This is a genomic window from Mycobacterium conspicuum, from assembly GCF_010730195.1.
Lineage (GTDB): Bacteria > Actinomycetota > Actinomycetes > Mycobacteriales > Mycobacteriaceae > Mycobacterium > Mycobacterium conspicuum.
In genome coordinates this window covers 292,802-319,707 of the sequence record NZ_AP022613.1, presented here as the reverse complement: position 1 = coordinate 319,707, position 26,906 = coordinate 292,802, and the positions used below count along the sequence as shown (strand labels likewise).

Here is a 26,906-nt window from a genome sequence, read left to right as displayed (position 1 = left end):
GGTGCGCGGGCTCGGTGACGACGACAGCGGGGAGCTCGGGCGGATCGTCTCCGACGCGATCCTGGCCCACCCGGGCGTCACCTCGGTCAGCCTGAATCACCCGCTGTCGCGCGCGGTCGTCGATATCGACGACCCCGGCTTCTCGCTGCGGGACCTGTGCCGGACGGTCGAGGCCGCCGAAAAGCGCTGCAGCGAGCCCAAAGACGAGTCGGTGTTCACCAGGAGCCTGCCGGGCGACGGCGTGGTGCTGGCAACCAGGGCGTTGACCGTCGCGGCCAACGCGGCCGGGTTGGGCATCGCGCTCACCGGCCGGGCGCTGCGTGTGCGGCCGTTGCCGGCCGCCGTCTCCGCCAGCGTGGCTTTCGTGGACTACCAGCCCTGGCTGCGCCGCGCGCTCGCGGACCGGCTCGGCGGGCCCACCACCGACACGGTGCTGACGCTGGCCGCCGCGGCGGCGCAGACCCTCACGCAGTCGCCGACATCGTTGGCGTTGGGGTTGACGATGCAGTCGATGAAGGCCGCCGAGGTCCGCGCGGAGGCCCAAAGCTGGGCGCAGCACGAACCGGAGCTGGCGCGGCACGCCGATCAGCCGAGGCCGCACCCGGCACCGCGGCCGCAGCCGTCCAGGCCGGTCGAGCGGGCCGCGGGCCGGTTCGCGCTGCTGCAGGCGCTGAGCGCCGGCGCGATCGGAGCGGGCACCCGCAACCTTGCGATGGCCGCCACCGCGGTGCAGGTAACCACCCCCAAGGCCACCCGGACGACGCCCGAGGCGTTCGCCTCCACCCTGGGCCGCGGCCTAGCCGACCAGCACGCCGTCCTGCCGCTGCGGCCGGAAAGCCTGCGCCGGCTCGACAAGATCGACACGATCGTCATCGACCCTCGGATTCTGTGCTCCGACACGCTGCGCGTCGCCCGTGTCCGCGGCGAAGGCGGCCTGGATGACAGCGAGCTGACCGCCGCGTGGAACCGCGCCCAACTCATGCTGGAGAAAAACAGCCTGCGGCCCGGCTGGCGGGCGCTGCGTGGGATATCCGGCAACCGGCCGAACGCGCGAGTCGAAGCGCTTTTCCTGCCCGCGCACGAACCGCTGGCATCGGCCGTCGTCGCCGAGGCGCATCGCACCGGGGCGGAACTGATTTCGGTCGATGTCGAGTCGCTCGACGAGCTGCGGCCGGCGTTCGACGAGATCCGGCCGGTCAAGACCGGGACAGACAGCGCGATCGACGCAGCGCTGGCTGCGGCCGTGTTCGATTTGGAGCAGTCCGGACGGACGGTGGCGGTGTTGTCGTCGTCTGGCGCGCAATCGATTTCGTCGGCCAGCCTGATGCTGGGCATCAAACCGAAGCGGGGCGCACCGCCGTTCAACGCCGACCTGCTGTTGCCGGATCTGGCGGCCGCCTGGCGGCTGCTGCACGCGTTGCCCGCGGCCAAGACGGCGATCCAACGCGGCGTCGGGATCGCGGCCGGCGCGACGGCCATGGGATCGCTGTTTCTGATCCCGGGCGTGCGGGGCAATCTCGGATCCGAGGTGGTCAACGTCGGCGCGGCGGCCGGTCTCATGTCGGGATACCTGCTCGCCCGCGGCATCCTGAACGCGGAAACCCCGCGCCCGGCGGCCGTGCACGAATGGCATGCGATGTCGGTCGAGCAGGTCCGCAGGCTGCTGCCCGCACCCGATGGTGACGTCCCCGAAATGGACCAAGCCCCGCCGAACGACTCACCGCTGCAATCGATTTGGCAGCTCGCCAGGGCCGTGCGGGCCGAGCTGTCCGACCCGTTGACCCCGGTGATGGCGCTCGGCTCGGCCGCCAGCGCCATCCTCGGCTCACCCGTCGACGCGATCCTGGTCGGCACGGTGTTGACCGGTAACTCGATACTGGCTGCCGCGCAACGGCTTCGGGCCGAGAAGCGGCTGAACGTGCTGCTGGCTCAGCAGACTCCGCCGGCGCGCCTGGTGGTCACCGGTCCGGACGGTCAGCGGGTGTACCGGCAGGTCGACGCCGCGCGACTGCGACCCGGTGATGTCATCGAGGTGCGCACCCATGAGGTGGTGCCCGCCGACGCCCGGCTCATCGAGGAGGTCGACGTCGAGGTCGACGAGTCGACGCTCACCGGTGAGTCGCTGTCGGTGGAAAAGCAGGTCGACGCGACGCCCGGGGCCCCGCTCGCCGAGCGTCGCTGCATGCTGTTCGCCGGGACCACGATGGTGGCGGGAACCGCCGTCGCGCTGGTGACCGCGGTCGGCGCGGACACTCAGCAGCGGCGTGCCGCCGATCTCATCTCCGGTGAGCTGTCATCCGACATCGGCCTGCAGCATCAGCTCGGACAGCTGACGAATCAAGCGCTCCCGGTGAGCATTACCGGCGGCGCACTGGTCGGCGCGCTCGGGCTGCTGCGGCGCACCCCGCTGCAGCACGCGGTGTCCAGCGCCATCGCGATCGCGGTCGCCGCGGTCCCCGAAGGGATGCCCCTGGTGGCCACGTTGGCGCAAGCGGCATCGGCTCGACGGCTGACGAAGTTCGGTGCGCTGGTTCGTGTTCCGCGTTCGGTCGAGGCTCTCGGCCGCATCGAAGTGGTCTGCTTCGACAAGACCGGAACGCTGAGCGAGAACCGACTGCGGGTGTCGCGGGTCCACCCCGCGCCCGGCGGGTCGGAGCCGGACGTGCTGCGCTGCGCCGCGCACGCCGCGCCCGTGACCGACGGCGGGCCGCAGCTGCACGCCACCGACGCCGCGATCGTGGAGGCGGCGGAGGCGGCCGGGGTGAGCGATCCGAACGGTAACGGCGGCGTCACCGCTCACCTGCCGTTCCGCTCCGGCAGGTCGTTCTCGGCCTCGGCAACGGGAACCGAGCTGACCGTCAAGGGCGCACCCGAGGTGGTGCTGGCCGCGTGCGGCGACATAACAGCGTTAGACGGCACCGTCGCCGACATGGCGGCCGGCGGGTTGCGGGTGATCGCGGTCGCGCGGCGCACGCTGACGGCGCAGCAGGCCGCGGCGGTCAAGGACAACCCCGACGAGATCGCCGAGTACTGCCGGGACGGGTTGACCCTGGCCGGGTTCCTCGGGTTGTCGGACACCCCGCGCCCGGAATCCGCCGGCGTGCTGTCCACGCTGCGGTCCCAGGGGGTGGGCATCAAGCTGATCACCGGCGATCACCCGATCACCGCGAAGGCGATCGCCGAGGAGCTCGGCCTGCCGGTGACCGCCGGGCAGGTGATCACCGGCGCCGAATGGGATGCGTTGTCCCGCAAGGAGCAGGAACGCGTGGTCACCGAGCGGGTGATCTTCGCCCGGATGACGCCGGAGAACAAGGTCCAGATCGTCCAGACGCTGGAGAACGCCGGCGTGCGGACGGCGATGGTGGGTGACGGCGCCAACGACGCCGCCGCCATCCGGGCGGCCACCGTCGGCATCGGCGTGGTCGCGCACGGCAGCGACTCGGCGCACCTGGTGGCCGACGTGGTGCTCGTCGATGGCCGTATCGAAGCGCTGCTGGAGGCCGTGGAAGAGGGCCGCCAGCTGTGGCGGCGGGTGCAGGCGGCCGTGCAGGTGCTGCTCGGGGGCAACGCCGGCGAGGTGATCTTCGCGATCATCGGCAGCGCGATCACCGGCACGTCGCCGCTGAACACCCGCCAGCTGCTGCTGGTCAACACCGTCACCGATGCGTTCCCGGCCGCGGCCCTGGCCGTCAGCAAGCCGCGCGCGACGGTCGACTCCAGCCTGCGCGGCGTGGATCAGCCCGCGCTGTGGCATGCCGTCGCCCTGCGCGCCGGTACGACCGCGGCGGCGACGACGGCGGCGTGGGTGATGGCGGGCGGCGCGCTGGGCATTCCCGCCGTGCCCGGGATGAACGCCCTGGTGGGAGCCACCGGACTGCCGCAACGCGCGTCGACAGTGGCCTTGGTCGCGCTGATCGCGACCGAATTGGGCCAGACGGTGGTGGAGTCGCAGGCTCCGTTGGTGGTGCTCACCGCGCTGGGGTCACTCGGCTTGGTGGGCGGCTTGATCAGCATTCCGGGGGTCAGCCAGCTGCTCGGCTGCACACCGCTCGATCCGCTCGGCTGGATCGAAGCCCTCGGGTCCGCGGCGGTCGCGACGCTCGCCGTCGCCGCCCTCAGCCGTGTCTTTGACGATCGGGAGCTGCCAGAACCTCCTCAGCGTCCCCAGCCGCCTTCCCAGCCGCCTGAGCCTCCACGATCTCCAGGACGCCCGCGCGCCACAACAACGCATAGAGTTGCTGGAACGGAACATTCAGGAACGAGGCGATCGGTGAAATCAGCGGATCGGCCTGCGGCAGATCGGTCCTCCCCATACGTCCGACGGTGACCGCACCATCCGGCTCACCGGCAAATCTTTCGTTACCGAAAGGCAAATGATGGCGGAAAAGAAGCCCCGGCGGGCGACGTCCCAGCGCGAGGCGGTGGACAAGATCCGCGAAGGCGAAACCTTCGTGGTGAACCTGCCGCTGCTCGGCCAGACCGAGATTCCACGGCCCGAGCAGCTCGCCTACTACGGCGGTCTAGCGGCGCTGGCGGCCCTGGAACTCATCGATTGGCCGGTCGCCCTAGTGATCGCGGCCGGGCACCTGCTGGCGTCGAACCATCATAATCGGATCCTCGAGGAGCTCGGCGAAGCCATGGAAGAGGCCTAGCAGAGGTCTAGGGTCAGCTGGTCAGTCCGGCGACCGCGTGGTCGAACAGCATCGTCACCCGGGTCCCCCAGCGATCGCGGACGGTGTCGACCCGATCGGCGAGGCCGCTCATCAGCGTGAGCCCGCGTCCGCGTCGGTCGCTGCGCAGGCTGGCCGAGGAGTCGCCCGACCAACGACCGGAGTCGGCGACGGTGATGACAATCGCGTCGTCGCGAATGAACGCCTCGAGGGAAACGGTCCTGCGCGGATCACAATGGCTGCCGTGCTCGATGCCGTTGGTTACGGCCTCACCGGCCGCCAACAGAATGTCCTGTGCGCGGGGCGGATCGACGGCGACCGCGTCCAGCCACTCGTGCAAGCGATCCCGCACGACGGGAACCTCGGTGCCCGTCGCCGGAACCACGATGGTGAAGCTGTGCGGCCCGGAATGGCTCGGGCGCAGCGCGAGCACCACGACGTCGTCGCGGTAGCCGTCCGGCGGCGCCATCCGGCGCAATAGCTCGGTGCAGACGTCGTCGACCGCGAGGTGGGCACACGCGGCGGCCGCGGCCCTCAGTCGGTCGAATCCCTTGTCGAGGGCCTCGCCGGGCCGCTCGATCAGCCCGTCGGTGTAGAGCACGACCAGGGCGCCGGGTGGCAGGTCCGCCCGCGCGGTGCCGTCGGCCACGTCGACTCGAGCGGTGGCCACCGGCGGTCGTCGACCGTCCTCCAAGAAGGTGGGAGCAACCGCGAGGTCCGGGCTGACCAGCAACGGGTAGGGATGTCCCGCGCAGGTGTAACTGATGGTGGCGGGGCGCCCCGTTGCCGGCTGGCCGGCGTCGATCAGGGCGTAGGCCACCGTCGCACAGCGCGCACCCTGCACCGTGGCCGCATAGGCGTCCAGGGTGCTCAGGACCACCGCCGGGTCGGCCTGGCTGAGCGCGGTGGCGCCCATCGCCGCGCGGAGCCGGCTCATCACGGTTGCGCCCGGCAGGCCATGCCCGACGACGTCGCCCACCGATATCCCGATCTGCCCCGGCCGGTTGAGCGGTGTCACCAGATACCAGTCGCCGCCCACCCGCATCGCCTCGCCGGCCGGTTGGTAGACCGCCGCCACGGCCGCGGCGGTCGACCCGCGGTCGAGGTCGAGCAGCTGCTCCTGAAATTCGATGGCGATGCGGTGCTCACGCGCCAGGACGCGGACGCGATCCAGGGCCAACTGGGTGAGCTCGGCGGCGTGGGCGAACATGTCGAGTTCGGTGGCGCCGAATTGGCGCGGCTGCGACCACAGCAATGACAGCACGCCGATGACGCGGCCCAGGCCGCCGCGCAAGGGCTGGACAACGCAGGCGCGCACACTCGACGCGGTGTCGTGCACGGCGTGTTCATACCGTGGGGGCAGGTCGAAGGTGTCGGGGACGGTCAGCGGCTCGCCGCGCTTGATGACGTCGATGGCGACCAAGGGGGCGTCCATCGGGGCGACGTGGTAGCGGTCGCGCAATTCCGCGGGAAAGGCCCCGGCGTATTCGAATCGGACGTTGTCCTCGTCGGGATCCAGCAGACCGATGGCAACAGCGTCGGCTTCCCCCAATCCGAATCGGGGGTCGACCAGGACGGCCAGGATGGCGGTGACGGAATCGGCGCCGTGCAGTGCGGCCTCGAACTCCGATGACAGCCGCAACTCGGCGGCGCGCTGCTGACCGTCTCGCTCGCGGGCCGCGGCGGAAAGCCTCGCCGACACCCGGTCGATCAGCTCCTGGGAGCGGAATGGCTTGGGCAGGTAGTCGTCGGCGCCGCCGGCAAAGCCGTCGCTGATCGCCTCCGCGCCGGCCCGGGCGGACAGCATAAGCACCGGCGTGCCGGCCAATTCGGGCTCGGCGCGAATCGCCGCCACCAACTCGAACCCATTCAGGCCCGGCATCATCACGTCCGTGACGATCGCGTCCGGGCGTAGCTCGCGGGTGGCGTCCAGCGCCGATTGGCCGTCGGCGACCAGCACCGTCTCCCAGTGCGGCGACAGCACGCGATCAAGGTGATTCCGCATGTCGGCGTTGTCGTCGGCGATCAAGATCAGCTCACGGCGGTCCCGCGCCGGCGTGGACAAAGGCCGACTTTGCTTGCGCACCAACATTCCTGGCGCGGATGCCAACCACTGATGGGCGTCGGCGACGTAAGGATTGGACGCGTCGAGCTGGCCGTCGGGCGAGTATTGCAGCGGGGTGCCGTCCACGGACCGAGGCAGCCGGATGGTCACCGCGGTGCCACGGTCCGGTTCGCTGTCGATCTCGACCGTTCCGCGCTGCAGTTCGACGAGTCCGCGCACCAGCGACAGCCCGATTCCGCTGCCCTCCACGCTGCGGCCGCGGGCGTCTTCGACGCGGTAGAAGCGTTCGAAGAGCCGGTCGAGGTCCTTGGCGGCGATCCCAACTCCGGTGTCGCGCACCGTAATTCGGCACTGCGCGGGCTCGGCGCGCACCTCGACCGAAATCGAGCCCCGCAGCGTGTATTTGACCGCGTTGGACAACAGGTTGAGCAGAATCGTTTCCCACATGCCGGGATCGACGTCGGCCAACACCGGATCGCAGGCGATCACGTACTCGAGGCCGGCGCGCTCGCAGAGCTCGGTGAAGGACGAGGCAATGTGCGCTGTGAGCGCACCGACATCGGTGCACACCAGCCGCACGGTCGCGCGACCGGCCTCGATCCGCGAGAAGTCGAGCAGCGAGTCCACCATTCGCAGCAGCCGCTGCGCGTTGCGCCGGGCCGTCGTCAGCCGGTCGGCCAGCACGGTGTTGGGCCCGGCATCGGCCAGCGCGTCGTCGAGCGGGCCCAGCAACAGCGTCAAGGGCGTGCGGAACTCGTGGCTGACATTGGTGAGAAAAGCCGACTTCGCGCGATCCAATTCGGCCAGGGCGTCGGCGCGTTGCCGCTCGTGCTCATAGGAGACCGCCGTCGCGAACGTCGACGACAGTTGGTCGGCGAGCAGTTGACAGAAGCCCCGATAAAGCGCATCGAAAGGGAGCCGCGGGCTGACGCCCACCACCAGCGCCCCGGCGGTCGCGCCCTCGCCCAGCGCCAGCACCAGCGCCTGCTCGGGACAGTCGACGCCCAGCGCCCCGTGGATGCCGGGGAGGACCGCCGCGACGTTCTCGATGACCCACGCCGCGCGCGATTCCGGTTGGCGGCCGCCGGTCAGCTCGGCCAGCGTGCGGGGCAGGAATGGCAGCGCCGACGGCGTCGCCCCGCGCAGCCCCGCCTCACCCACGTAGGCGGCCACAAAGGGTAGGTCGTCGGGTTGGTCGGCGCACACCGCGACCGCCGCGGCCACGGCCTCGTCGATGGTGCGGGTGTCCATGAGCGCGGCCGCCACCGCGTTGAGCAGGTGTAGACGACGCGTGCTCAGCACCCGTTCGGTGGTCTCGCTGACCGTGGCCATGACGCCGTAGACGTTGCCGGTATCGCCCATCAGCGGGCTGTAGCTGAAGGTGAAATAACGTTGGCCGCGTCGGCCGTCGGTGATCACCGGCAGGAGTAGGTCGTCGACCCAGACCGCTCTGCGGGTCTCGATGACGCCGGCGATCAGCGGGCCGATCGAGTCCCAGATGTCCCACCACACTCGCTCGCTGCGTTCGCCGAGCGCAGCCGGGTGTCGGTTGCCCAGGATCGGGATGTAGGCGTCGTTGTACAGCATGAACAGATCGTCCGGGCCCAGCCACAGCAGGTACGGAAACCGCGAGGTCAACGCGGCCGCGACGATTGTCCGCATCTCGGCCGCCCACCCTTGCGGCGCGCCGAGTGGGTGTGCCGCCCAATCGAATTCGGCGAACCGGCGGCCCATCTCGCTACCCAGCGCGACGGCCGCCTCCAGGTCGGCGGGCAGGTCGGGGCGCGGCGCGGGGCCCGGGTTCATGGGTGCTGCTCGCGCTCCTGGCGGTCAGTGTTTCCCAGCGCGTCGGTCAGCGTTCGATGCACCTCGAAAACCCGGTCCAGCTTCGTCACCTCGAGCGGGCGCAGCACGTACTCGTTGTCGGCGGCCACCAGCCTGACCGAGGTGCCGGCCGCCAGCCCTTGCTCACGGCAGTCGTATATCGCGTTCAAGCCGGCGCTGCCGAAGAAGGTCACCGGTTGCAGATCGATGACGAGCAGGCGGGCCGGATGGGTGGCCGCAAGCTCCCGAGCGGCCGTCAGTTGCGAGTGCAGCTCGCCGACGGTTATCGAATCCACGTCGCCCCGGACGCGGACGAGAACCGCGTCCGCGCGAGCCTCCCGGTCGACCACCAACGATTCCATGACGCGTGCCCCTGACATTCAACCCGAGTTTGCTATCCCGGAGATGTACCGAGCCTAGCGCCGCGTGCGCTAGTGGTCGCGTTCGGCGGGGATGCGACTGTGGACGGTCAGCAGCAGGTGGTCGAACTCTCTTTGCACGTCGGGCGACGGCGGCGGCAGCGTGGCGATTTCGCTGACCAGTTGTTTGGCCAGGGCGCGCAGCTTGGTGTTGGTCTCCTGGGATCGCCACTGCAGCACCCCGAAGGCTTGTTCGGCGCTGACCCGGTAGACGGCCATCAACACACCCTTGGCCTGCTCGATCGCCGCGCGGTTCTCGAACAGGTCGGGCAGCGCCGTGTCGAGGACCTGCTGGCGGGTCTCGTCGAAGGTGTCGGTGAGGTCGATGTAGTAGCCGGCGGTTCCCACCACGGCGCCGGAGTCGTCCAGCATGCGGTCGCCCGCCACGATGGCGTCGTGCACCCTGCCCGCGGTGTCGACGAACCGGTGCCGACTGGAAAACGACCCCCCCGAGTGCAGCGTGTAGTCAAGCAGATCCTGGACGTGCGCACGATCGTCCGGATGCTTGTGCGATAGCAGCAGTTCGGTCGTCGGCACCACGGATCCGGGTTCGTAGCCGTGCATCCGCGCGACCTCGTCGGACCACTCCCAGCGCTGACCCACGAACCATAAACGAAAGCTGCCGACCTTGAGGTAGCCGCCGTTGCCGGCCTCTGACATCTCGAATCTCCTGCATGGCTGGCCCGGCCGGCTTTGCCCCCATGTCTTGTCGGGCGACCGCGCGGGTGGGTTCACGGGGTAGATCATCCCATTACCGCCGCTGGCCGGAAGCGGGAGTAGCCTCGCGTGCGGACACCCAACAAAATATTCGGACACGGGAGCGCACGCCGAGTGCGCTGAGAGGACGGCTGGGGCCGTCGACCGTACGAACCTGACCGGGTAATGCCGGCGTAGGGAGAATGAAATGACCGCTTCGGAAGTCATCGTCGAACCGTCCGTGACCACCGGCCCCATCGCGGGCAGCAGCAAGGCCTACCTCGATGTCGAGGGCATGAAAGTGCCGTTCCGGCGCGTCCACCTGTCCACCGGGGACCACTTCGACCTCTACGACACCTCCGGGCCCTACACCGACCCGGAGGCGGTGATCGATCTGGCGGCGGGGCTGCCGCCGCGACCCGGCGTGGTCCGCGACCGCGGCACCCAGCTGCAGCGGGCGCGTGCCGGCGAGATCAGCGCCGAGATGGCCTTCATCGCCGCCCGGGAAGGCCTGCCGGCCGAGCTGGTCCGCGACGAGGTCGCCCGTGGCCGCGCGGTCATTCCGGCCAACCACAATCACCCCGAGAGTGAGCCGATGATCATCGGCAAGGCGTTCGCGGTCAAGGTCAACGCCAACATCGGCAACTCGGCCGTGACGTCCTCGATCGCCGAGGAGGTCGACAAGATGGTGTGGGCCACCCGCTGGGGCGCCGACACCATCATGGACTTGTCCACCGGCAAGAACATCCACGAAACCCGCGAGTGGATTCTGCGTAACTCGCCGGTGCCGGTCGGCACGGTCCCGATCTATCAGGCGCTGGAGAAGGTCAACGGCGATCCGACCCAGCTGACTTGGGAGATCTACCGCGACACCGTGCTCGAGCAGTGCGAGCAGGGCGTGGACTACATGACCGTGCACGCCGGGGTGCTGTTGCGCTACGTGCCGCTCACCGCCAAACGCGTCACCGGGATCGTGTCGCGCGGCGGGTCGATCATGGCGGCGTGGTGCCTGGCGCATCATCGGGAGTCGTTCCTGTACACCAACTTTGAAGAGCTCTGCGACATCTTCGCGCGCTACGACGTGACCTTCTCCTTGGGTGATGGGCTGCGGCCGGGTTCGATCGCCGACGCCAACGACGCCGCTCAATTCGCCGAGCTGCGCACCCTGGGCGAGCTGACCAAGATCGCGAAAGCCCGTGGCGCACAGGTGATGATCGAGGGCCCGGGCCACATCCCGATGCACAAGATTGTCGAGAACGTGAAGCTGGAAGAGGAACTGTGCGAGGAGGCCCCGTTCTACACGCTGGGCCCGCTGACCACCGACATCGCCCCGGCCTACGATCACATCACGTCGGCGATCGGCGCGGCCATCATCGCGCAGGCGGGCACCGCGATGCTGTGCTACGTGACGCCCAAGGAACACCTGGGGCTGCCGGACCGCAAGGACGTCAAGGACGGCGTGATCGCCTACAAGATCGCCGCGCACGCCGGCGACCTGGCTAAGGGCCACCCCCGCGCGCAGGAGCGCGACGACGCGTTGAGCACGGCACGGTTCGAATTCCGTTGGCACGACCAGTTTGCGCTGTCGCTGGACCCGGACACGGCGCGGGAGTACCACGACGAGACGCTGCCGGCCGAGCCCGCCAAGACCGCGCACTTCTGCTCGATGTGCGGACCGAAGTTCTGCTCGATGCGCATCACGCAGGACGTCCGGGACTACGCCGCCGAACACGGACTCGACAGCGAGGAAGCGATCGAGGCGGCCATGCAGGAGAAGTCGGCCGAGTTTGCCGAGCACGGCAACCGGGTTTATCTGCCTATTACCCAGTGAATTACCTGCCTGTGCCGGCGCCCGGCACGACGCCGCTGCGGGTGCTCACGATCGCGGGGTCGGACTCCGGGGGCGGGGCGGGGATTCAGGCCGACATGCGCACCATGGCGCTGCTGGGCGTGCACGCATGCGTGGCGGTCACCGCGGTCACCGTGCAGAACACGCTGGGCGTCAAGAGCTTTCACGAGGTGCCCGACGACGTCGTCGCGGGGCAGATCGAGGCCGTGGTCGGCGATATCGGCATCCAGGCGGCTAAGACCGGAATGCTGGCGTCGTCGGACATCATCACCACGGTGGCCGCCACCTGGCGCCGGCTCGGGTTGAGCGTCCCTCTCGTCGTCGACCCGGTCTGCGCATCCATGCACGGCGACGCGCTGCTCGCGCCGTCCGCACTGGATTCGCTTCGCGGCCAACTGTTCCCGTTGGCCACGCTGGTGACACCGAACCTCGACGAGGTGCGCCTGCTGGTGGACGTGGAGGTGGTCGACGCCGAGTCGCAGCGCGCGGCGGCCAAGGCCCTGCATGCGCTGGGCCCGCGCTGGGCCTTGGTCAAGGGCGGACACCTGCGATCCTCCGAGCACAGCTGCGACCTGCTGTATGACGGCGTCTCCTACTACGAGTTCGACGCCCCGCGGGTGCCCACCGGCAACGACCACGGCGGCGGCGACACCCTGGCGACCGCGGCGGCCTGCGCGCTGGCACACGGATTTTCGGTGCCCGGCGCCGTCGGCTTCGCGAAGAAGTGGGTCACCGAATGCCTGCGCGCCGCCTATCCGCTCGGACACGGCCACGGACCCGTCTCCCCGCTGTTCCGACTCACGACCGCATCGTCAGAGGGCGCATGAACCTCGATCAGATCGCGGGCATCGCGCACGAACCTTCCGGCACCCCGGCCGGTGTCGTCGTCTTGACCCACGGTGCTGGTGGAAACCGGGATTCTCCACTGCTGCAACGCCTTTGCGACGAATGGGCGGCGCGCGGCTGGCTTGCCGTGCGCTACAACCTGCCGTACCGCCGACGCCGACCCAAGGGCCCGCCGTCCGGGTCGGCCGCCACCGACCGCGCCGGGATCGTCGAGGCGATTCAGGTGTGCCGCGGGCTGACCGACGGCCCGCTGATCGCCGGCGGACATTCCTACGGCGGGCGGCAGACCTCGATGGTAGTGGCCGCCGGCGAAGCGTCGGTGGACGTGCTGACGCTGTTCTCCTACCCGGTGCACCCGCCCGGGAAACCGGAACGGCCGCGCACCGAGCACCTGCCCGACATCACCGTGCCCACCGTGCTCACGCACGGCACGTCCGACCCGTTCGGTACACCGGCGGAGCTGCGCGATGCGGCGGCATTGATCTCCGCACCCACCGAGATCGTCGAGATCACCGGCGCGAGGCACGATTTGGGCTCCAAGACCCTCGACGTGCCCGCGCTCGCGGTGGATGCGGCGGTTCGGCTGCTTCAGGGCCAAAAAGCGTGATCTCCATCAGTTTTCGCACACACGCCTGGGTATAGGCCGACCGATCCGGCGACATTTCCGAGCTACCCATCCGGCCCAGATCGACCACCAGCGCCATCGCGGCGTGCACCAGGAAAGCCGCCTGGGTCGGCGTGAGCGACGGTCGCGCAGCGGTCAGCAGCCGCACCCATGAATCAATCGTCGACAGCTGCACGTTGTGCAGCGATGTCCGGTCGGAGGGGGTCAAGTTGACCCGCTCGGTGTAATAGACCGCAGCAAGTTCGGGATTGGCGAACGACGTCGCGACGTACGCGTCGATCAGCAGGCTCAACGCCTGACGCGGCTCGGTGAGCGCGCCCACGACCGGCGAGAGTTGTGCTGATACCCGGTCGGCCGCGCGGCGCAATCCGGTCGCGAGGATCTCGCACTTGGAGGAGAAGTACCGATAGATCCCGGACACCGGTATTCCGGCGGCCGAGGCGATGTGCGCCATGCTGGTTTCGGAGTAACCCCGGTCTTTGAACAGCACCATCGAAGCGTGCAACAACGCCTCGTAGACACCCGCATCCTCAGTGAAGATCCGCCAGGAGGGCGGCCGGGGAGATACCTGCGCCCGGTGCGGGAGTTCTGCGTCAAGGACCGCGGTGGCCGCGCCGGTCAACAGCGCACGAATCTCGTTGGCCGGCAGTCGCAACCGGTGATCGACGATGCTGCCGATCACGCTGAGCACCCCCGCCGACAGGATCCACCGTTGTGACGAATCCAACGACGGCCGAATCACCATGAGCGGCTTCTGGATTCGGCGATTGACTTGCTTCAGTTGGTCGGCCAGCGTGGCCTGGTCCTCGGCGCGCAGATAGCGCGCCTGCCAACGGTACAGGCCCCCGGAGTCGCGGTTGTCCAGCGTTACGTCGACGAGCGCGGCGATGAGCCCGTCCAACGTCGCGGCCGGATCGTTTTCGTCCGGCTCCAGATCGGTGCAGTCGACCAGCAGTTGACTCAACGCCAGCACCGCGTCGCGGAACAGCTGGTACTTGCCGGTGTAGTGCCGGTAGAGCGCCGCCGCGGACACCCCGACCTTGGCCGCGATGGTCTCCATGCTCACCGCGTGATAGCCCTGCGCGCTGAACGCCTCGGCGGACGCGCGGGCTATTTGCGCCTTGCGGTCCTTGGGCCGCCTGCGAACCTCGGCGCTCGCGGTGGTCACCGCCCCACTGTAGCCCGCTGTGCGCGTCGCCAACCCGCCGCGAACCTATCGCATTGGCGGAATCTTGATTAACATAATTGAGGCCGGTGCACGCACAGGCTCCCACGACGGGGGGACTCAGTATGTTGGAGAAACTTCGCAAGGTGCTGGAATTTCAGCTCACCGTCGGCCAACTGATGGCCATCGGATTGATCGTCGGCACACCATACCTACTGTTAGGGACGATCTGGTCGGCGACGCACACCGAACATCTGCATCAGATGCACGGGGTGGATCTGGCGGTGTCCTTTCTGGGTTCCATCGTGTCGTGGCCGGTGCTGGTGTTCGCGAACGTCTGCATGACGTAGAGCCCGAGCCAGCGGATCCGTGATTAACATTTGGGGGGAACTGTGAGTCGTCGTCAGACCTATCTCGGCATCGCCGGCCTGCTACTCGCGATCATCGGAGCGGCGGCCCTGGTGTACCCGATCTATCTGGACCAATACGACCACTACGGCATCGAGGTCAGCTGCGGCACCGGCCTGCGCTCCGACCTCACCCAGGCCGCCCAGCCCGATAACCACGGTCTGGTCGGCCAGTGCGACACCGCCGTATTGGTGCGTCGCGCGTGGGCGATCCCGGCGGTGGCCATCGGATGGCTGTTCATCACCGGTTTCCTGGTGGGATGGGTGCACAACAGTCAGAAGAAGACAGTCCAAACTGGACAGTTTTAACTGTCTAGTTTACGGTTGGTGGAGTGGACGGTATCGCCGAATCAGCCGCGGCGGCGGCCCGCGATCTGCGGGTGGTAATCAGCCGGCTGCGACGTCAGTTGCGAAGCCTTGCGATTGACGGCGACCTGACGCCGTCGCAGACGGCGGTGCTCACCCGGCTCTGGAAAGAGGGGGCGTCATCGGCCAGCGCGCTGGCCGGTGCGGAGCGAGTGCGTCCACAGTCCATGGCCACGATAGTGGCCGCACTCGAGCAACGGGGACTGATCGAGCGCATGCCCGATCCCGAAGATGGTCGGCGCCAAGTGATCTCGCTGACCAAGTCGGGCCGGCGACGCGCCGAGAACGACCGTCATGTGCGGGAGGAATGGCTGGCACGCGCCATCCATGAGCGCTACTCGGAATCCGAGCGCCGCACCATCCGCGACGCGCTGTCCCTGCTCGAGCGGCTGACCGAGTAAAGGGGATGAACTGCAATGCAATTCGGAATACACTTCATCGATTTTCTGCCCGGGAACCCGGCGGCGCTGGGGCCGACCCTGACCGAGGCGGCCAAAGCCGCCGAGCAGGGTGGCGCCACGCTGTTCACCCTGGCCGACCACTTCTTCCAGATGGAAAACATTGGGCGAGCTGAAGATCCGTTCCTGGAGGGCTACACCTCGTTGGGCTTTCTGGCGGCACAGACGACGACGATCGAGCTGACCCTGCTGGTCACCGGCGTCACCTACCGCTACCCCGGCGTGCTGGCCAAGGCCGTGACCACACTCGACGTGCTGTCGCAGGGCCGGTCGATGCTGGGACTGGGCGCGGCGTGGTACGACCGCGAGCACATCGCCCTGGGCATCCCCTATCCCCCGCTGCGGACCCGTTTCGAGATGCTCGAAGAGACGCTGCAGATCTGTCTGCAGATGTGGAGCGGCAACGACGGCCCCTATCACGGCAAGCATTATCAGCTGGCCGAGACACTCTGTGTGCCGCAACCGATTCGGCGGCCGCCGGTCCTGATCGGCGGCGACGGCGAGCGCAAGACACTGCGATTGGTCGCGCAGTACGCCGACATCTGGAACAGCATGACGGCCGACGTCGACGAGCTCAAGCACAAGGTGGACGTGCTCACCCGGCATTGCGACGCGGTGGGTCGCGATCCCGGTGACATCGCCAAGACGTGCGGCGGCCTAGCCGTCGTCGATCCCTTCGAGGACACCGATGGGTACCTGAAGACCGTGGAGCGCTACGCCGAGCTGGGCATCGAGATGATCAACGTCGGTCCGCTGCCGGGCAATCCGGACCCCGTCGGCTTCATCCGCCGGTTCAACGATGATCTGGGGCCCAGGCTGGCTCAGATCGGTTGAGCCGCAAGCTCATTCAGCGGTGCAGAGGAAATCACCACAGCCAGCACGCCGGAATCCGCGTGTGACAAGCTCCCGCTTATCGCGGCGAATATGCCCACGGCTATGCAGAGCACGATCCAGACCGAGGCGATCACTATTCCGGCGATTGCCATCCCGCGGCCACCCTGACCGGTCCGCTTGATCTGGCCCAGCGCGACAATGCCGAAGATCAAACCCAAGATGAACCCGACGCCGCAGAGCCACCCGACTAGGGAGCACACCAGCGACGCGATCGCCATGCCGTTCGTCCCGACGCCTTGTGGCGGTGGCGGATAACCATAACCGCCTGGCGGTGGTGGCGGCGGCTGATAGCCATAACCACCCGGCGGTGGCGGCGGGTAGCTAGGCGGTAGGTCCGTCATCGACGCCTCCTGGGATCAAGTCGCACCCACTCTACCGCCGCAGGCTCGGATCTACCCGGTGTAGCGGCCGTAACAAGCGTCCGCCTTGCCGGCCACACCACCACGGAATGCCGCGATCCGAGTGAAACCGGCGGGCACCGAGACACCGTCGGCGTCGCTGGCGGCCAGGTGGTTGGTGAGCAGTCCGGAAACGGCCTTGTCTAGATCACCGGCGGACAGCATCAGCTGCTTGCCGGACGGGATGGCGATGGGTTCGGCCATCTTGCGGTGCGTGTAGCCCGTCAGGCACGCCGTCCGCAGCGCGGTCCACGGGCTCTGCATCGGCAGGCCACGTTCATGCTGCACCGCCAGCACGTATCTCGACATCACGATCGACAGGGCGGTGTCGTCGCCCTGCGGTAGCTCGTGTTCGTCCCTGCCGCCGACCTTGGCCATGGCGACCAGCGCCGGCAGGTCGACCGCGATGGTGTTGGTGGCCGGGCAGTACGACGCCGGTGGGCTGGCCTTGGCGTCGGGGCAATCGGCCGGCTTGTAGGACAGCGTGGGCGGCTGCTTCGGACTGAAGATCTGCCCCATGACCTCCACCAGCGTCGACAGCGTGTCCTCGTCGACCTTGACCTCACCGGTCTCGGTTTCCCCGGTGTCGGTATCGGTCCGCAGGATCTTCGGCAAATCACCGCGCCGCTGCTCGATCTCCGTCGTGTTGATCGCCGTGCATGCCGAGGCGCCGGAAATGAAGCCGATCTGGAACGCGCTGACCCGGTCCAGGGCCGACCCGTGTTCGTTGTCGTCTTCCCGGTCCTCCACCGGGTCGCGCATGGTGATCAGCCCCGCCAGCACGTGGTCGAGCCCGTCAGCGGTGCTCAACGTGAAGCGCGGCGACTTGCCGGAGGCAACCCAATACAGATAGACACCCGCGAAACAATCGGCCTGCTGCTCGAAAACGATGGTGGGGTCATCGTTGGAGACCAATTTTGCCATCCGTTGCAGCGCGTGGCCGAACTCGTGGGCCAAGATCCCGGTGACGGCCATGTCCCCGAAATAGCGTTGCGCGACTGGGAACAACACCCCGCGGTCCCAGGCGATCAGGTCGCAGCGGCTGTTGAAGAAGGCGTTGACGAACTTGTAAGTCTTGCGGCGACAGACGATGGGACTGTTGGGATCGTCGGAGTCATAGGAAACGAATTTGTCGACCGCCCTGAAGGTGCCCCTCAGGGATTGGCTGTAGACGGCCTTCCAGTACTCCTCGATGTCGTTGATCGAGAGCAAGGCCAACTTGTCGATCGGCCCGTTGTTGGTGTTGACGACCTTGCCCGTCGGAGCCGGTGCGTTCGGTCGGGGGCCGCTGGGACCGTCGGCCGCGGGCAGATCTCCCACCCGGAACGGGTCGTTGAGCATGGATAGCGCGCGCCCCTCGACGAGGGTGCTGCATCCGGCCACCAGGAATACCGACGCAGCGCAGGCGATCGCCGCCCGCACCGCCGCGTTCGCGCGCCCGCGGTTATACATGGCCAAGAAGTGTAGATCGACCGGTTTGCTGGCAGGGCAGAAAAGCCCCGGATCACCAGGAATTCACACACGCGACCGTTGGCCGGCTAGGGCACCCGGGTGCGATGTCGCTTGTCATGGGGCAGGACACCATTTACTCCCCCGATCGACTCGGCGTAACAGCCGACCGCGTAGGCCACGCCAGAACCCATGACCCCCAGCGCTTCCCGATTGATGTGTTCGACGGTGTCGCGGGCGCTCTGATAGTTCGGGTCGAACCAGACGCCGGCCTGGCCACCCCAGAGTCGTGCCTGCACAGTGGTTTTCGTCTGTGACGCGCCCGCGGTCATGCCCCCGACCGGCACCCCGGCGACCATGAACGGGTGGTAGTCGGTCCGGGTGCTCAACGGCATGTCGGCGGGCCGCTCGCCGTCCAGGTACAGATAGGCACCCAAGGTGCGCTCAATCCCCGCCGAGCCTTCCGGGACGTCGGCGGCCGCGATCCCCGCGCCCGGCGGGCCGGACTGGTCGCCGTCGTCGGTGAAAAACCCCGCGTTGACCGAGCCCAGCATGACGAAGTCCAGGTAGAGGGCGATGTCGTTGAGTCGCTCGGGGTCCAGCCCGAAGACATAATCCATGGCGCCGTTGGGCCCATCCTGATCGGCTCCCCAAAACACGAACCGCACCGCGTTGTTCACCGCTGGCAACGGGCCCAGCTGCAGCGCGGTCTCCAGCACCGCCGCCACCCCGGACCCGTTGTCGTTGATGCCCGGTCCGCCCCGCGGGCCGTCGAGATGCGCGCCGACCATCACCACGTCGTGCGGCGAGCCGGTCTTGGTTTGTGCCAACACGTTTCGTGAGGTGATCTTGACGTTCTCGGCATCCAGGACCAGGCGCACCGGCGCGGTCGCACTACCCAGCGCGGCGCCACCCGCGGCCCCGACCACCGCGACCGGCATGGTCAGCTGGTTGTAATAACCGGGACCGAACAGCGTGGGCCGGGCGCCCGCGCCGGTGGGCTGACTGATCACGATCAGCGCTGCGGCGCCCTTGGCCAGCGCGCTGTTCTGCTTGTCGACCACCGAGCAGCTACTGTCATCGACGACGGCGATCGACCCGCGCGGCACGACGGGCGGGTAGTCACCGGCGGTGCAGCCGGCCGGGTGACTGGGCCGGATCGGCGCCCCGGTCAGCCCACCGGCCGGCGTCCGGACCAGCAACGAGGCCTGGTCGACCGGATAACTGCGGCCGGCGATCGTCAGCGCCGGCTTGCCCGGGGATATGGTGGACAGCCGGTCGAATTGCGGGGTCAGCACGTCGAAGCCCCTGCCGCGCAATACTTTCGCAACGTAGTCGACGCTGGCGTCGTACCCCGGTGTGCCCGCTGCCCGGTTGCCGCCGTTCGCGTTGGCGATGTCCTGCAGCGCGCGCAGGTGCGCCAGCATCCGGTCCGCGGTCACCTTGGCGGCCAAACCATGGCCGACGTCGGGCGCGGCCGCGTGCGGCCCCGGTTTCGACGAACATCCCGCCAACAATCCCGTCAGCAACAGCACCGTGGCGGTCAGCCGGCGGATCATTTCTTGGTCAGCACGTGACGCGTGCGGTCGTCGAGGACCGGAATGCCGTTGCGGCCGCCGAGGTCTTGCGCGTACAGCGCCACCGCATAGGCGACGCCGCCGCCGTTGATGCCCAGCGAGGTCCGGTCGATGTGGTCGAGGATGTCGGTGTTCTTGTGATAGTTGGGGTCGAACGGCACGTTGGCGGTACCGCCCCACAGCTTGGCCTGCGCGTCGGATTTGTTGGCCTCCGCGCCCGAAAACAGGCCGCCGGCCGGGATGCCCGCCAGGGTGAAGCCGTCGTAGTCGGAGCGACCGTCGAACGAGGTGTCCTGAGCCGGCTTGCCCGCCGACTTCAGGTAGGCGACCAGGGTGCGCTCGATACCGGCCGAACCCTCCGGCACCACCGGCTGACCGCGGGTGTCCGCGGGCAGCGATTGGTCTCCGTCGTAGGTGAAATAGCCCGGATTGGGCGATGCCAGCATGTCGAAGTTGAGGTACAGCGCGATGTGCTGTAGCGCGTCCAGGTCCAGCGACTCAACGTAATTCCGCGATCCGATCAGCCCCAGCTCCTCGGCTCCCCAGAACCCGAACCGTACCGCGTTGTGCACGTTCGGTGAGTTCCCCAGCTGCACAGCGGTTTCCAGTACCGCGGCCACCCCCGAGCCGTTGTCGTTGATGCCCGGCCCCTCCGGCACGCTGTCCAGATGCGCGCCGGCCATCACGACGTCGGTGGTCGACCCCGTCTTGGTCTGCGCAATGACGTTGCGCGCCTTGACGTTTTGAGTACTCGCGTTGAGCTTGATGGTCGCTTGGCCGGGCTGCCTCCGCAGCAGCAGGCCGGTGGATTTGGTGACGCCCACCGAAGGAATCTTGACGTCGGTGTCCGCCCCCAGGGTGCCATCCATCTGCTGCTCGTCGACGTTGTCGGCGACGATCATCGCCGCCGCGCCCCGCTGCGCCGCGGTGTCTTCCTTCTTGGCGAAGGGGCAGCCGCCGCGGTCCACCAACACCACCGCGCCGCGCACCGGCAAACCGTCGAAGTCGGCGCTCTTGCATCCCGACGTCTCGCCGCTCGGCATGGACACCAGCGGCCCGCTCACCCCGTCCGGCGGCGTTCCCAGACTGTATTCCAGCGCCCGCGCTTCGTACGTCTTACCGCCGAGAAGCACCGACCCCTTGTCGGCGTGGAACACCCGCGCGGAGAATTCGGGCGTCTGCACGTCAAAACCGCTGCCACGCAGCGTGTCGACGACGTAATCGATGCTGGCTTCGTAGCCGGGGGTGCCCACCGCCCGGGTACCGCTGTTCGCGTTGGCGATGTCCTGCAGTTTGGACAGATGCCCCATCATCGCGTCGGTGGTCACCCGGTCGCGCAACGCGGACGCGAAATCGGCCGCGGCGGGATTGTTGGCCGGTTGTTGTGCATTCGTTGATTTAGAGCAGCCGGTCGCGAATATAACGAGGGCGATTACGGCGAGCACCGCCGCGCGCGATCGAGATCGGCCAAAGTCAGACATACAAGCCAGTGAAAGGCGCAAATGGGATGTTGCGCAACACAAACCACGCCAACACCAACGACAGCGTCACGACCGCCGACCAACGATGCCGTTGCCAACTCCCGATCCGCCGGCCGGTCAGCCGGCCGTAGGTCCAGGCTCCGTAAGCCCACACCAACAGCACCACCGCCACCAAGCCCAGCGCGTTGAACCGCAGGGCCGCCAGCAGATCACCGTGCATGAGGGAATACAGCATCCGCATAGTGCCGCATCCGGGGCAGTCGATACCCAACAGCGCCTTGGTGGGGCAGACCGGCAGCGGTCCATGCGGCGTAGTCGGGTCGCCCACCCAGATGGCCGCGCATACCAAGGTGGTCGATGCGGCCACGGCCAGGGGTGCGCGGACATTCGAGAGCGCGGACGCCGGGCGAATCACGGCCATCTCGGAGCCAACCGGCCTCTAGAACCCAAGAAGCATCGCGGCCGCGGCGCTCGTGTTCGTGTTCATGGTCGCCACGTTGACCGCGATGACAACCACCTCAGCGATGAGGCCGATGATCACCGACCAGATGATCCATTTCCGCGCACTGTCGGCCGAGGCCTGTGCCTCGGCGTAGCGACCCTGCGCGTACAAACCACTGACCTGGCTGGACTTGACGATGGCGACAATCCCGAACGGGAGACAGCAGAACAGCGTCACCAAGATCGACCACACCAGGTAGTTCTTCGGCGGCTGCGCCGAGGGCGGCTGCGGGGGGTAGCCGGGGGGAGGCGGCTGAGCGGTCATGCGGGTCTCCAGTCCAGAGAAGTCAACTGACCTAAAACGGTGCTTAACCCTACCCGACGAGCGTCGCACCGGCACCTGATAATCCGCGGATGCTTGAAATCGACCAGCTGGATTGTATTTTCATAACTGGGCGGCACTCGGGTTTACCAAATTGAGGAGTCAGGGGATGTCTCATCTATTCAATGCGCTACGCGCCGCGACGGCGGCAGCGCTGATGGGCAGCTTTGTCTGGCTGGCCGCCGGCACCGCGGCGGCGGATCCCGAGCCGACCCCCCCTCCCCCTCCCGCTCCCTCCGGCACCCCCGATCCCGGTACCGGAACGGAAGCGGACATCAACAACCTCGCGGGCAACCTGTCGAAGGGCTACGGCCTCAACAACTGCACCGCCCAGCCGATCACCGGTGGCCAGCTGGCCTCGCTGCTGTGCGGACAAAACCCCGACCCCAAGGGGCCGGTCCAGGCCAAGTTCTACCTCTTCAGCAAACCCGACGATATGACTACCTGGTTCAAAAACAGCGCGAAGGACGACGTGCTGGTCAATTGCGGTGACAGCAGCACCAAAGGGCCCGCCCCCTGGCACCAGGGCAACAACGCCACCACCAACGGGGGACAAATGCTTTGCGGGACCTACCAGGATGGTGCCGAAATCATTTGGACCACCGACGCCAAGAACATCCTGAGCTACATTCGCGCGTCCAATGGTGACACCACCGCGCTCTACAAATGGTGGCAGGCCAACGGCTAACTGGCGCAAATCAATTCGGCCACCGCGCGCATCCCGGCGGCGTTGGGGTGCAGCGGGGCGGGGCGACCCGGTAGCGACAGACCGGTTCGCACGGGCTTGACCGTCCAGGGCTGGGCCGACCACGCGTGGTGCGGCCGGCTGGCCGCCGCCGCTCCGACGACCTCGCAGCCCGTGGCCGCGGCGGCGTCAGCCGTGAGTCGTTCCAGGGTTTCGGCCACGTGCCGACCCAGCTCGGTGTCCGCGTCTGACAGCGGAGGCGCCGGCTTGCGGGCGGGTGGCAGCAACGTGAGGTAGTCGACGAAGAGCACGCGGGCGTGCGAGGCGCGCTGGCGTACAGCCGTGCCGACCGCGCACAGCGAGTCGAAGACCTCCGCGAGCGCCCGGTCCCGCGCGTCCCGGTCCAGCAGTTCGGCGATGCGCCCGCCGAGCAGCGGCAACCGTCGCACGACCCGCGGCAGCGAGGCCACCATCAGCAGTGGGACGTATCCGACGTCGTTGCCGCCTATCGTGATCGTCACCAGGGTCTCCGAACCGTCCAGCGCCGTGATTTGCGGTGGCGCGCCGCGCTGCCGATCGGCGAGCACGTGGGCGGTGGTGGCGCCGGAGAAGGTGACGTCGACCAGGTCGAGGCCCAGTCGGTCGGCCACCAGATGCGGATGGTTGCGGGCCGATCGGCCGGCCGACCAGGGCGCGCCGGCGGCGCGGGGTCGGATACCCGGTCCGGCAGCCATTGAGCTGCCGAGCGCGACATACCGCTTCATCGATTTTAGAGCGCGGGGCTCGACGCCTGCGCCCAGAATCGTTTGGGGATCCGGCCGGCCCGGCGCGCCAGATAGCCGGCGGTGACCGCGGCGGCCATCGCGGTGGCCATCGCCGGCGGGTCGGCGGACCGGGTCACCGCGGTGGCCAATAGCACAGCGTCACAACCCAATTCCATCGCCAGCGCGGCGTCGCTGGCGGTGCCGATGCCGGCGTCGAGCACCACGGGCACGCCGGCCTGGGCCACGATCATCTCGATGTTGTGCGCGTTGATGATGCCCAGGCCCGTGCCGATCGGGGAGCCGAGCGGCATCACCGCGGCGCAACCGGCGTCCTCCAACCGGCGGGCCAGCACCGGGTCGTCGTTGGTGTAGGGCAGCACGACGAACCCGTCGTCGACCAATTGCTCTGCGGCCCGGACCAATTCGACGGCATCGGGCAACAAAGTCCGCTCGTCGGCGATGACCTCCAGCTTGATCCAGTTGGTGTCGAGTGCCTCGCGGGCCAGCTGCGCGGTCAGCACCGCCTCGGCCGCGCTTCGGCAGCCCGCGGTGTTGGGCAGCGGCGTGATGCCCAGCCGGTTGAGCAACTCGAGCATCCCGGTGCCGCCCTCGGCGTCGACCCGGCGCATCGCGACGGTGGTCAGTTCGGTGCCCGACGCGACCAGCGCCTCTTCGAGCACCGCCAGGTTGGTGGCCCCGCCGGTGCCCATGATGAGCCGCGACGCGAAGCTGCGGTCGCCGATCGTGAGCTTGGAATCAACCACCTTGCACCGCCGTCACCACCTCGAAGTGTAGGGAATCCCCGGGAAGCTCGGAAAGCTTTGTCGCCCAACGGGACCGCGGCAGCACGGACAGGTCGAGCGCCACCGCGATGCCCCGGTCCGGAAAGCCCAACGATTCCAGTAGCGTCGCGACGGTGGTCTGCTCGTCGACCTCGACCCGCTTCTCGTTGACGACCACGATCATCAGTGCGCTCCGACCGCGAGAAGTTCGGACATGACCTGTTCGGCCGTCCAGGGCGCCAACAGAAAACCTGATCGACCGTGGCCGGCGGCGACCAGGGTGCGGTCGTCCAGGCGCCGCACCAGCGGCAGGTTATCCGGGGTCATCGGGCGCAGTCCGGCGGCGCATTCCGCCAGTTCGTATTCGCCCAGCGCCGGCAGCACCGCGCACGCGTCGTCCAGCAGGTCGCGCACGCCCGACACCACCGGTGCGGTGTCGCGGCCGTGTTCGTACTGGGTGGCGCCGACCACAACCCCGTCGGCGCGCGGGACCAGATACACCTGACGCCCGTGCACGCGCGCCCGAATCACCCGCTGCGGCAACGGCATACAGCCCTTTCTCCAGCGCAGCCGCAGCACCTCGCCCTTCACCGGGCGCACGGGCAGGCCGGGCCACAGCGCGGGAGCGTCGACGCCGTTGGCGATCACCACCGTGTCGCCCTCGACGCGGGACAGGTCGTTTACCGGTGCCGCCCAACGGATTCCGAGCCGCTCACAGTCCGCGGTCAGCGCGTCGAGCACCGCGCGGTTGTCCACCGCCAGCTCGGTGGGTGCGCGGAAGCCGTGCCGGATGCCCCGCGCCAGCAGCGGTTCGACGTCGCGGGCGGCCGACTCCCAGATCACCGCGTGGCCCTGCGCGGACAGCCAATCGGCGACGGTGCGCAGATCGGCGACGTCGGCTTGGTCGACGGCCACCACCAGCGATTCGCGCGCGGTGATCACCTGCTCTGGCAGGCCGTCCAGGTACCCGCCCTCGTGCCACAGCCGCAAAGACTCGATGCCCAGCCGCAACAGCCGTTCCTCGCCGGGCCAGCCCTCGCTGTGCGGGGCCAGCATGCCGCCGGCGACCCACGACGCGCCCCGCTCGCCGGTGCGGTGCACCCGCACCGACCACCCCGCCCGCGCCGCGCGGCGCGCCACCGACAGCCCGATGACACCGCCGCCGATCACGGCCAACGAATGCATTCGTCTGCTCCCTTCGCCGGCATGACCCGGATCAGGTTCGACGGTAAGGGCGTGCGCGCCCACTCTCAGTCCCCGCTCGCTGGGACTCCCGTGCACCACAACTTCTTCAGGGGTCCACGGTAGCGCGATAACGTCTGCTTGTGCACGAACGTCTTGCCCGGGCGAGGTTGTATCTGTGCACCGACGCGCGCCGCGAGCGCGGCGACCTGGCGCAGTTCGCCGAGGCCGCGCTGGCCGGCGGGGTGGACATCATCCAGCTGCGCGACAAGGGCTCGGCCGGTGAGCAGCGGTTCGGCCCGCTCGAGGCCCGCGACGAGCTGGCGGCGTGCGAGATCCTCGCCGACGCGGCCCGCCGGCACGGGGCGCTGTTCGCGGTCAACGACCGTGCCGACATCGCCCGTGCCGCCGGAGCCGACGTGCTGCACCTGGGCCAGGGCGACCTGCCCGTCGAGGTGGCCCGCGAGATCGTCGGGCGGGCCACCCTGATCGGCCTGTCCAGCCATGACGCCACGCAAGCGGCCGACGCGGCCGCCGCGGCGACCGACTATTTCTGCGTCGGCCCCTGCTGGCCCACGCCGACCAAGCCGGGTCGAGCGGCGCCCGGGCTGCCGCTGGTGCAGGCCGCCGCCCACCTCGGGGGTGACAAGCCGTGGTTCGCGATCGGCGGGATCGACGCCGCGCGGCTGCCCGACGTGCTGGCCGCCGGTGCCCGCCGGATCGTGGTGGTCCGGGCGATCACCGCGGCCGACGACCCACGGGCCGCGGCACAGCAGCTCAGCTCTGCGCTTGCAGCAGCGAGTTGATCCGCCGGCTCAGCAACGACGGTGCGTGATCGGCCCGAGCTGGATCGCCCGGCATGCACCAAATGAAGACCCCGGCCTCGATCTCCAGCGTGCGCGGTAGCCCCCGGCGGCGTTCGTCGCCGTGGTCCATCGGCACGATGGCCGGGGCGGTGCGCAGCTGCTGCCAGCTGGCCGCGAAGCCGGGATGCAGCGGAAGGCCGTCCACCTCGTCCTCGCCGACCCAGCGCAGCTCGGCGCTCTCCCGGTTCGGCACGGTGTGCAGCAGCTCATCGGCATCGGCGACCACCGTGGTGTAGGTCCAGCTGGTGCCGCCGATCCCGGCCAACTCCGCGGTGATCACCGTCGCCCGCACGGCGAGCCGTTCGGCCGGCAGCCCGGCCTCCTCGCGCGCTTCGCGGACCGCGGTCTCCTCCGCGGATTCGTGGCTGTCCCGGGCGCCCCCCGGCAAAGCCCAGGTGCCACCCTGATGGCTCCACACCGCGCGATGCTGCAGCAGCACCGCCGGGGTTCCGTCGGGTCGCGGCGCCCGCAGCAACAGGCCGGCCGCGCCAAACCGGCCCCAATAGTGCGCACCGCTATCGGAGATCACCCATCCGTCACCGTCGCCGCGCACGCGTTCAGGATATGCAGTCCAATTCCGTCCGCCTCCCCCCATAGGGCCGAACATGCTCTTAG

26 protein-coding genes, 1 pseudogene and 2 riboswitches are annotated in these 26,906 nt (G+C 68.5%); of the genes and pseudogenes, 11 read left to right on the top strand and 16 right to left on the bottom strand.

What is annotated here, in order from left to right; genetic code table 11:
• Window positions 1-502: 502 nt before the first annotated feature.
• Window positions 503-4,054: pseudogene (locus tag G6N66_RS01465) on the top strand (HAD-IC family P-type ATPase); the annotation flags it as partial.
• Between the two features lie 61 nt (window positions 4,055-4,115).
• On the opposite strand, the gene G6N66_RS29930 reads toward G6N66_RS01465, so the two are convergent.
• Window positions 4,116-4,313: an Rv1535 domain-containing protein gene (locus G6N66_RS29930; protein WP_249025792.1), complete on the bottom strand. Its 198-nt coding sequence runs from the start codon at window positions 4,311-4,313 to the stop codon at window positions 4,116-4,118.
• A gap of 63 nt (window positions 4,314-4,376) precedes the next feature.
• Here G6N66_RS29930 and G6N66_RS01460 point away from each other — a divergent pair, with 63 nt between their 5' ends.
• The gene (locus G6N66_RS01460) at window positions 4,377-4,652 is read left to right on the top strand and encodes a hypothetical protein (RefSeq protein ID WP_139825481.1); all 276 of its coding nucleotides are present in this window, start codon (window positions 4,377-4,379) and stop codon (window positions 4,650-4,652) included.
• Window positions 4,653-4,665: 13 nt separating this feature from the next.
• Here the strand turns inward: G6N66_RS01460 and G6N66_RS01455 are convergent, their stop codons facing one another.
• The 3 genes from G6N66_RS01455 to G6N66_RS01445 form a co-directional block, all read right to left on the bottom strand.
• Complete coding sequence (locus tag G6N66_RS01455; RefSeq protein WP_085235680.1) at window positions 4,666-8,541, bottom strand: ATP-binding protein; 3,876 nt, start codon at window positions 8,539-8,541, stop codon at window positions 4,666-4,668.
• Window positions 8,538-8,921, bottom strand: a complete 384-nt coding sequence (locus G6N66_RS01450; RefSeq protein ID WP_085235681.1) for an STAS domain-containing protein — start codon at window positions 8,919-8,921, stop codon at window positions 8,538-8,540. Before G6N66_RS01450 ends, G6N66_RS01455 begins: the two co-directional genes overlap by 4 nt.
• Window positions 8,922-8,990: 69 nt before the next feature.
• Complete coding sequence (locus G6N66_RS01445; RefSeq protein WP_085235682.1) at window positions 8,991-9,638, bottom strand: PAS and ANTAR domain-containing protein; 648 nt, start codon at window positions 9,636-9,638, stop codon at window positions 8,991-8,993.
• Between the two features lie 144 nt (window positions 9,639-9,782).
• A riboswitch (TPP riboswitch) is annotated at window positions 9,783-9,892 on the top strand.
• On the opposite strand from G6N66_RS01445, the gene thiC reads away from it, so the two are divergent.
• The 3 genes from thiC (at window position 9,883) to G6N66_RS01430 (ending at window position 12,976) form a co-directional block, all read left to right on the top strand.
• Complete coding sequence (gene thiC, locus G6N66_RS01440) at window positions 9,883-11,505, top strand: phosphomethylpyrimidine synthase ThiC (protein ID WP_085235722.1); 1,623 nt, start codon at window positions 9,883-9,885, stop codon at window positions 11,503-11,505. (Overlaps the previous riboswitch by 10 nt.)
• On the top strand, window positions 11,502-12,350 hold the full coding sequence (thiD, locus tag G6N66_RS01435) for a bifunctional hydroxymethylpyrimidine kinase/phosphomethylpyrimidine kinase (RefSeq protein ID WP_085235683.1): 849 nt from the start codon (window positions 11,502-11,504) through the stop codon (window positions 12,348-12,350). The genes thiC and thiD overlap by 4 nt, the downstream gene beginning before the upstream one ends.
• Window positions 12,347-12,976, top strand: coding sequence for an alpha/beta hydrolase family protein (locus G6N66_RS01430; protein WP_085235684.1), 630 nt, complete (start codon window positions 12,347-12,349; stop codon window positions 12,974-12,976). Before thiD ends, G6N66_RS01430 begins: the two co-directional genes overlap by 4 nt.
• On the opposite strand, the gene G6N66_RS01425 is transcribed toward G6N66_RS01430, so the two are convergent.
• Window positions 12,879-14,162 (bottom strand): TetR/AcrR family transcriptional regulator, encoded by a 1,284-nt coding sequence (locus G6N66_RS01425; protein WP_139825470.1) that lies wholly within the window; start codon window positions 14,160-14,162, stop codon window positions 12,879-12,881. The two genes, G6N66_RS01430 and G6N66_RS01425, sit on opposite strands and share 98 nt — an antisense overlap.
• A gap of 122 nt (window positions 14,163-14,284) precedes the next feature.
• Between G6N66_RS01425 and G6N66_RS01420 the strand changes: the two genes are divergently transcribed.
• From G6N66_RS01420 to G6N66_RS01405, 4 genes are read left to right on the top strand one after another with little or no spacing between them, the layout of a single operon-like run.
• Entirely contained in the window at window positions 14,285-14,509 is a 225-nt protein-coding gene (locus tag G6N66_RS01420; protein ID WP_085235686.1) for a hypothetical protein, read from the top strand.
• Window positions 14,510-14,551: 42 nt separating this feature from the next.
• Window positions 14,552-14,875: a hypothetical protein gene (locus tag G6N66_RS01415; protein WP_085235687.1), complete on the top strand. Its 324-nt coding sequence runs from the start codon at window positions 14,552-14,554 to the stop codon at window positions 14,873-14,875.
• Window positions 14,876-14,898: 23 nt separating this feature from the next.
• Complete coding sequence (locus G6N66_RS01410; protein ID WP_085235688.1) at window positions 14,899-15,333, top strand: MarR family winged helix-turn-helix transcriptional regulator; 435 nt, start codon at window positions 14,899-14,901, stop codon at window positions 15,331-15,333.
• Between the two features lie 15 nt (window positions 15,334-15,348).
• Complete coding sequence (locus G6N66_RS01405) at window positions 15,349-16,224, top strand: LLM class F420-dependent oxidoreductase (RefSeq protein ID WP_085235689.1); 876 nt, start codon at window positions 15,349-15,351, stop codon at window positions 16,222-16,224.
• Here the strand turns inward: G6N66_RS01405 and G6N66_RS01400 are convergent.
• From G6N66_RS01400 to G6N66_RS01375, 6 genes are all read right to left on the bottom strand, one after another.
• Window positions 16,212-16,502 carry a DUF4190 domain-containing protein gene (locus G6N66_RS01400; RefSeq protein WP_232079177.1) on the bottom strand — a complete coding sequence of 97 codons (291 nt, stop codon included), beginning with the start codon at window positions 16,500-16,502 and terminating at the stop codon, window positions 16,212-16,214. The two genes, G6N66_RS01405 and G6N66_RS01400, sit on opposite strands and share 13 nt — an antisense overlap.
• Before the next feature lie 174 nt (window positions 16,503-16,676).
• Complete coding sequence (locus tag G6N66_RS01395; RefSeq protein WP_085235691.1) at window positions 16,677-18,134, bottom strand: neutral zinc metallopeptidase; 1,458 nt, start codon at window positions 18,132-18,134, stop codon at window positions 16,677-16,679.
• An 86-nt stretch (window positions 18,135-18,220) separates the two neighbouring features.
• Window positions 18,221-19,690, bottom strand: coding sequence for a M28 family peptidase (locus G6N66_RS01390; protein WP_085235692.1), 1,470 nt, complete (start codon window positions 19,688-19,690; stop codon window positions 18,221-18,223).
• Window positions 19,687-21,189, bottom strand: a complete 1,503-nt coding sequence (locus G6N66_RS01385) for a M28 family metallopeptidase (protein WP_085235693.1) — start codon at window positions 21,187-21,189, stop codon at window positions 19,687-19,689. The genes G6N66_RS01390 and G6N66_RS01385 overlap by 4 nt, the downstream gene beginning before the upstream one ends.
• Window positions 21,182-21,610, bottom strand: coding sequence for a DUF2752 domain-containing protein (locus tag G6N66_RS01380; protein WP_085235694.1), 429 nt, complete (start codon window positions 21,608-21,610; stop codon window positions 21,182-21,184). The genes G6N66_RS01385 and G6N66_RS01380 overlap by 8 nt, the downstream gene beginning before the upstream one ends.
• A gap of 18 nt (window positions 21,611-21,628) precedes the next feature.
• A complete protein-coding gene (locus tag G6N66_RS01375; protein ID WP_085235695.1) occupies window positions 21,629-21,955 on the bottom strand; it encodes a CD225/dispanin family protein in 327 nt (108 codons plus the stop codon).
• Window positions 21,956-22,121: 166 nt separating this feature from the next.
• On the opposite strand from G6N66_RS01375, the gene G6N66_RS01370 reads away from it, so the two are divergent.
• Complete coding sequence (locus G6N66_RS01370; RefSeq protein ID WP_163645759.1) at window positions 22,122-22,700, top strand: serine/threonine protein kinase; 579 nt, start codon at window positions 22,122-22,124, stop codon at window positions 22,698-22,700.
• On the opposite strand, the gene G6N66_RS01365 is transcribed toward G6N66_RS01370, so the two are convergent.
• The 4 genes from G6N66_RS01365 to thiO form a co-directional block, all read right to left on the bottom strand.
• Complete coding sequence (locus G6N66_RS01365; RefSeq protein WP_085231935.1) at window positions 22,697-23,461, bottom strand: SGNH/GDSL hydrolase family protein; 765 nt, start codon at window positions 23,459-23,461, stop codon at window positions 22,697-22,699. The two genes, G6N66_RS01370 and G6N66_RS01365, sit on opposite strands and share 4 nt — an antisense overlap.
• A gap of 5 nt (window positions 23,462-23,466) precedes the next feature.
• On the bottom strand, window positions 23,467-24,225 hold the full coding sequence (gene thiG / locus G6N66_RS01360; protein ID WP_085231934.1) for a thiazole synthase: 759 nt from the start codon (window positions 24,223-24,225) through the stop codon (window positions 23,467-23,469).
• Window positions 24,218-24,427 (bottom strand): sulfur carrier protein ThiS, encoded by a 210-nt coding sequence (thiS, locus tag G6N66_RS01355; RefSeq protein ID WP_085231933.1) that lies wholly within the window; start codon window positions 24,425-24,427, stop codon window positions 24,218-24,220. Before thiS ends, thiG begins: the two co-directional genes overlap by 8 nt.
• The gene (gene thiO, locus G6N66_RS01350) at window positions 24,427-25,428 is read right to left on the bottom strand and encodes a glycine oxidase ThiO (RefSeq protein ID WP_085231932.1); all 1,002 of its coding nucleotides are present in this window, start codon (window positions 25,426-25,428) and stop codon (window positions 24,427-24,429) included. Before thiO ends, thiS begins: the two co-directional genes overlap by 1 nt.
• Window positions 25,420-25,530, bottom strand: a riboswitch (TPP riboswitch). Its footprint overlaps the gene before it by 9 nt.
• 38 nt (window positions 25,531-25,568) lie before the next feature.
• On the opposite strand from thiO, the gene thiE reads away from it, so the two are divergent.
• The gene (gene thiE / locus G6N66_RS01345; protein WP_085231931.1) at window positions 25,569-26,231 is read left to right on the top strand and encodes a thiamine phosphate synthase; all 663 of its coding nucleotides are present in this window, start codon (window positions 25,569-25,571) and stop codon (window positions 26,229-26,231) included.
• On the opposite strand, the gene G6N66_RS01340 is transcribed toward thiE, so the two are convergent.
• The gene (locus tag G6N66_RS01340) at window positions 26,203-26,844 is read right to left on the bottom strand and encodes an NUDIX hydrolase (protein WP_085231930.1); all 642 of its coding nucleotides are present in this window, start codon (window positions 26,842-26,844) and stop codon (window positions 26,203-26,205) included. The genes thiE and G6N66_RS01340 overlap by 29 nt on opposite strands.
• Window positions 26,845-26,906: the final 62 nt, after the last annotated feature.

Excerpts from the sequence above, each read along its gene's own strand:
- G6N66_RS29930 (WP_249025792.1), bottom strand. The coding sequence starts at position 4,313 with ATGGGGAGGACCGATCTGCCGCAGGCCGATCCGCTGATTTCACCGATC.
- G6N66_RS01460 (WP_139825481.1), top strand. The coding sequence starts at position 4,377 with ATGGCGGAAAAGAAGCCCCGGCGGGCGACGTCCCAGCGCGAGGCGGTG.
- G6N66_RS01455 (WP_085235680.1), bottom strand. The coding sequence starts at position 8,541 with ATGAACCCGGGCCCCGCGCCGCGCCCCGACCTGCCCGCCGACCTGGAG.
- G6N66_RS01450 (WP_085235681.1), bottom strand. The coding sequence starts at position 8,921 with ATGGAATCGTTGGTGGTCGACCGGGAGGCTCGCGCGGACGCGGTTCTC.
- G6N66_RS01445 (WP_085235682.1), bottom strand. The coding sequence starts at position 9,638 with ATGTCAGAGGCCGGCAACGGCGGCTACCTCAAGGTCGGCAGCTTTCGT.
- thiC (WP_085235722.1), top strand. The coding sequence starts at position 9,883 with ATGACCGCTTCGGAAGTCATCGTCGAACCGTCCGTGACCACCGGCCCC.
- G6N66_RS01430 (WP_085235684.1), top strand. The coding sequence starts at position 12,347 with ATGAACCTCGATCAGATCGCGGGCATCGCGCACGAACCTTCCGGCACC.
- G6N66_RS01420 (WP_085235686.1), top strand. The coding sequence starts at position 14,285 with ATGTTGGAGAAACTTCGCAAGGTGCTGGAATTTCAGCTCACCGTCGGC.
- G6N66_RS01405 (WP_085235689.1), top strand. The coding sequence starts at position 15,349 with ATGCAATTCGGAATACACTTCATCGATTTTCTGCCCGGGAACCCGGCG.
- G6N66_RS01400 (WP_232079177.1), bottom strand. The coding sequence starts at position 16,502 with ATGGCGATCGCGTCGCTGGTGTGCTCCCTAGTCGGGTGGCTCTGCGGC.
- G6N66_RS01395 (WP_085235691.1), bottom strand. The coding sequence starts at position 18,134 with ATGTATAACCGCGGGCGCGCGAACGCGGCGGTGCGGGCGGCGATCGCC.
- G6N66_RS01390 (WP_085235692.1), bottom strand. The coding sequence starts at position 19,690 with ATGATCCGCCGGCTGACCGCCACGGTGCTGTTGCTGACGGGATTGTTG.
- G6N66_RS01385 (WP_085235693.1), bottom strand. The coding sequence starts at position 21,189 with ATGTCTGACTTTGGCCGATCTCGATCGCGCGCGGCGGTGCTCGCCGTA.
- G6N66_RS01380 (WP_085235694.1), bottom strand. The coding sequence starts at position 21,610 with ATGGCCGTGATTCGCCCGGCGTCCGCGCTCTCGAATGTCCGCGCACCC.
- G6N66_RS01375 (WP_085235695.1), bottom strand. The coding sequence starts at position 21,955 with ATGACCGCTCAGCCGCCTCCCCCCGGCTACCCCCCGCAGCCGCCCTCG.
- G6N66_RS01370 (WP_163645759.1), top strand. The coding sequence starts at position 22,122 with ATGTCTCATCTATTCAATGCGCTACGCGCCGCGACGGCGGCAGCGCTG.
- G6N66_RS01365 (WP_085231935.1), bottom strand. The coding sequence starts at position 23,461 with ATGAAGCGGTATGTCGCGCTCGGCAGCTCAATGGCTGCCGGACCGGGT.
- thiS (WP_085231933.1), bottom strand. The coding sequence starts at position 24,427 with ATGATCGTGGTCGTCAACGAGAAGCGGGTCGAGGTCGACGAGCAGACC.
- thiO (WP_085231932.1), bottom strand. The coding sequence starts at position 25,428 with ATGCATTCGTTGGCCGTGATCGGCGGCGGTGTCATCGGGCTGTCGGTG.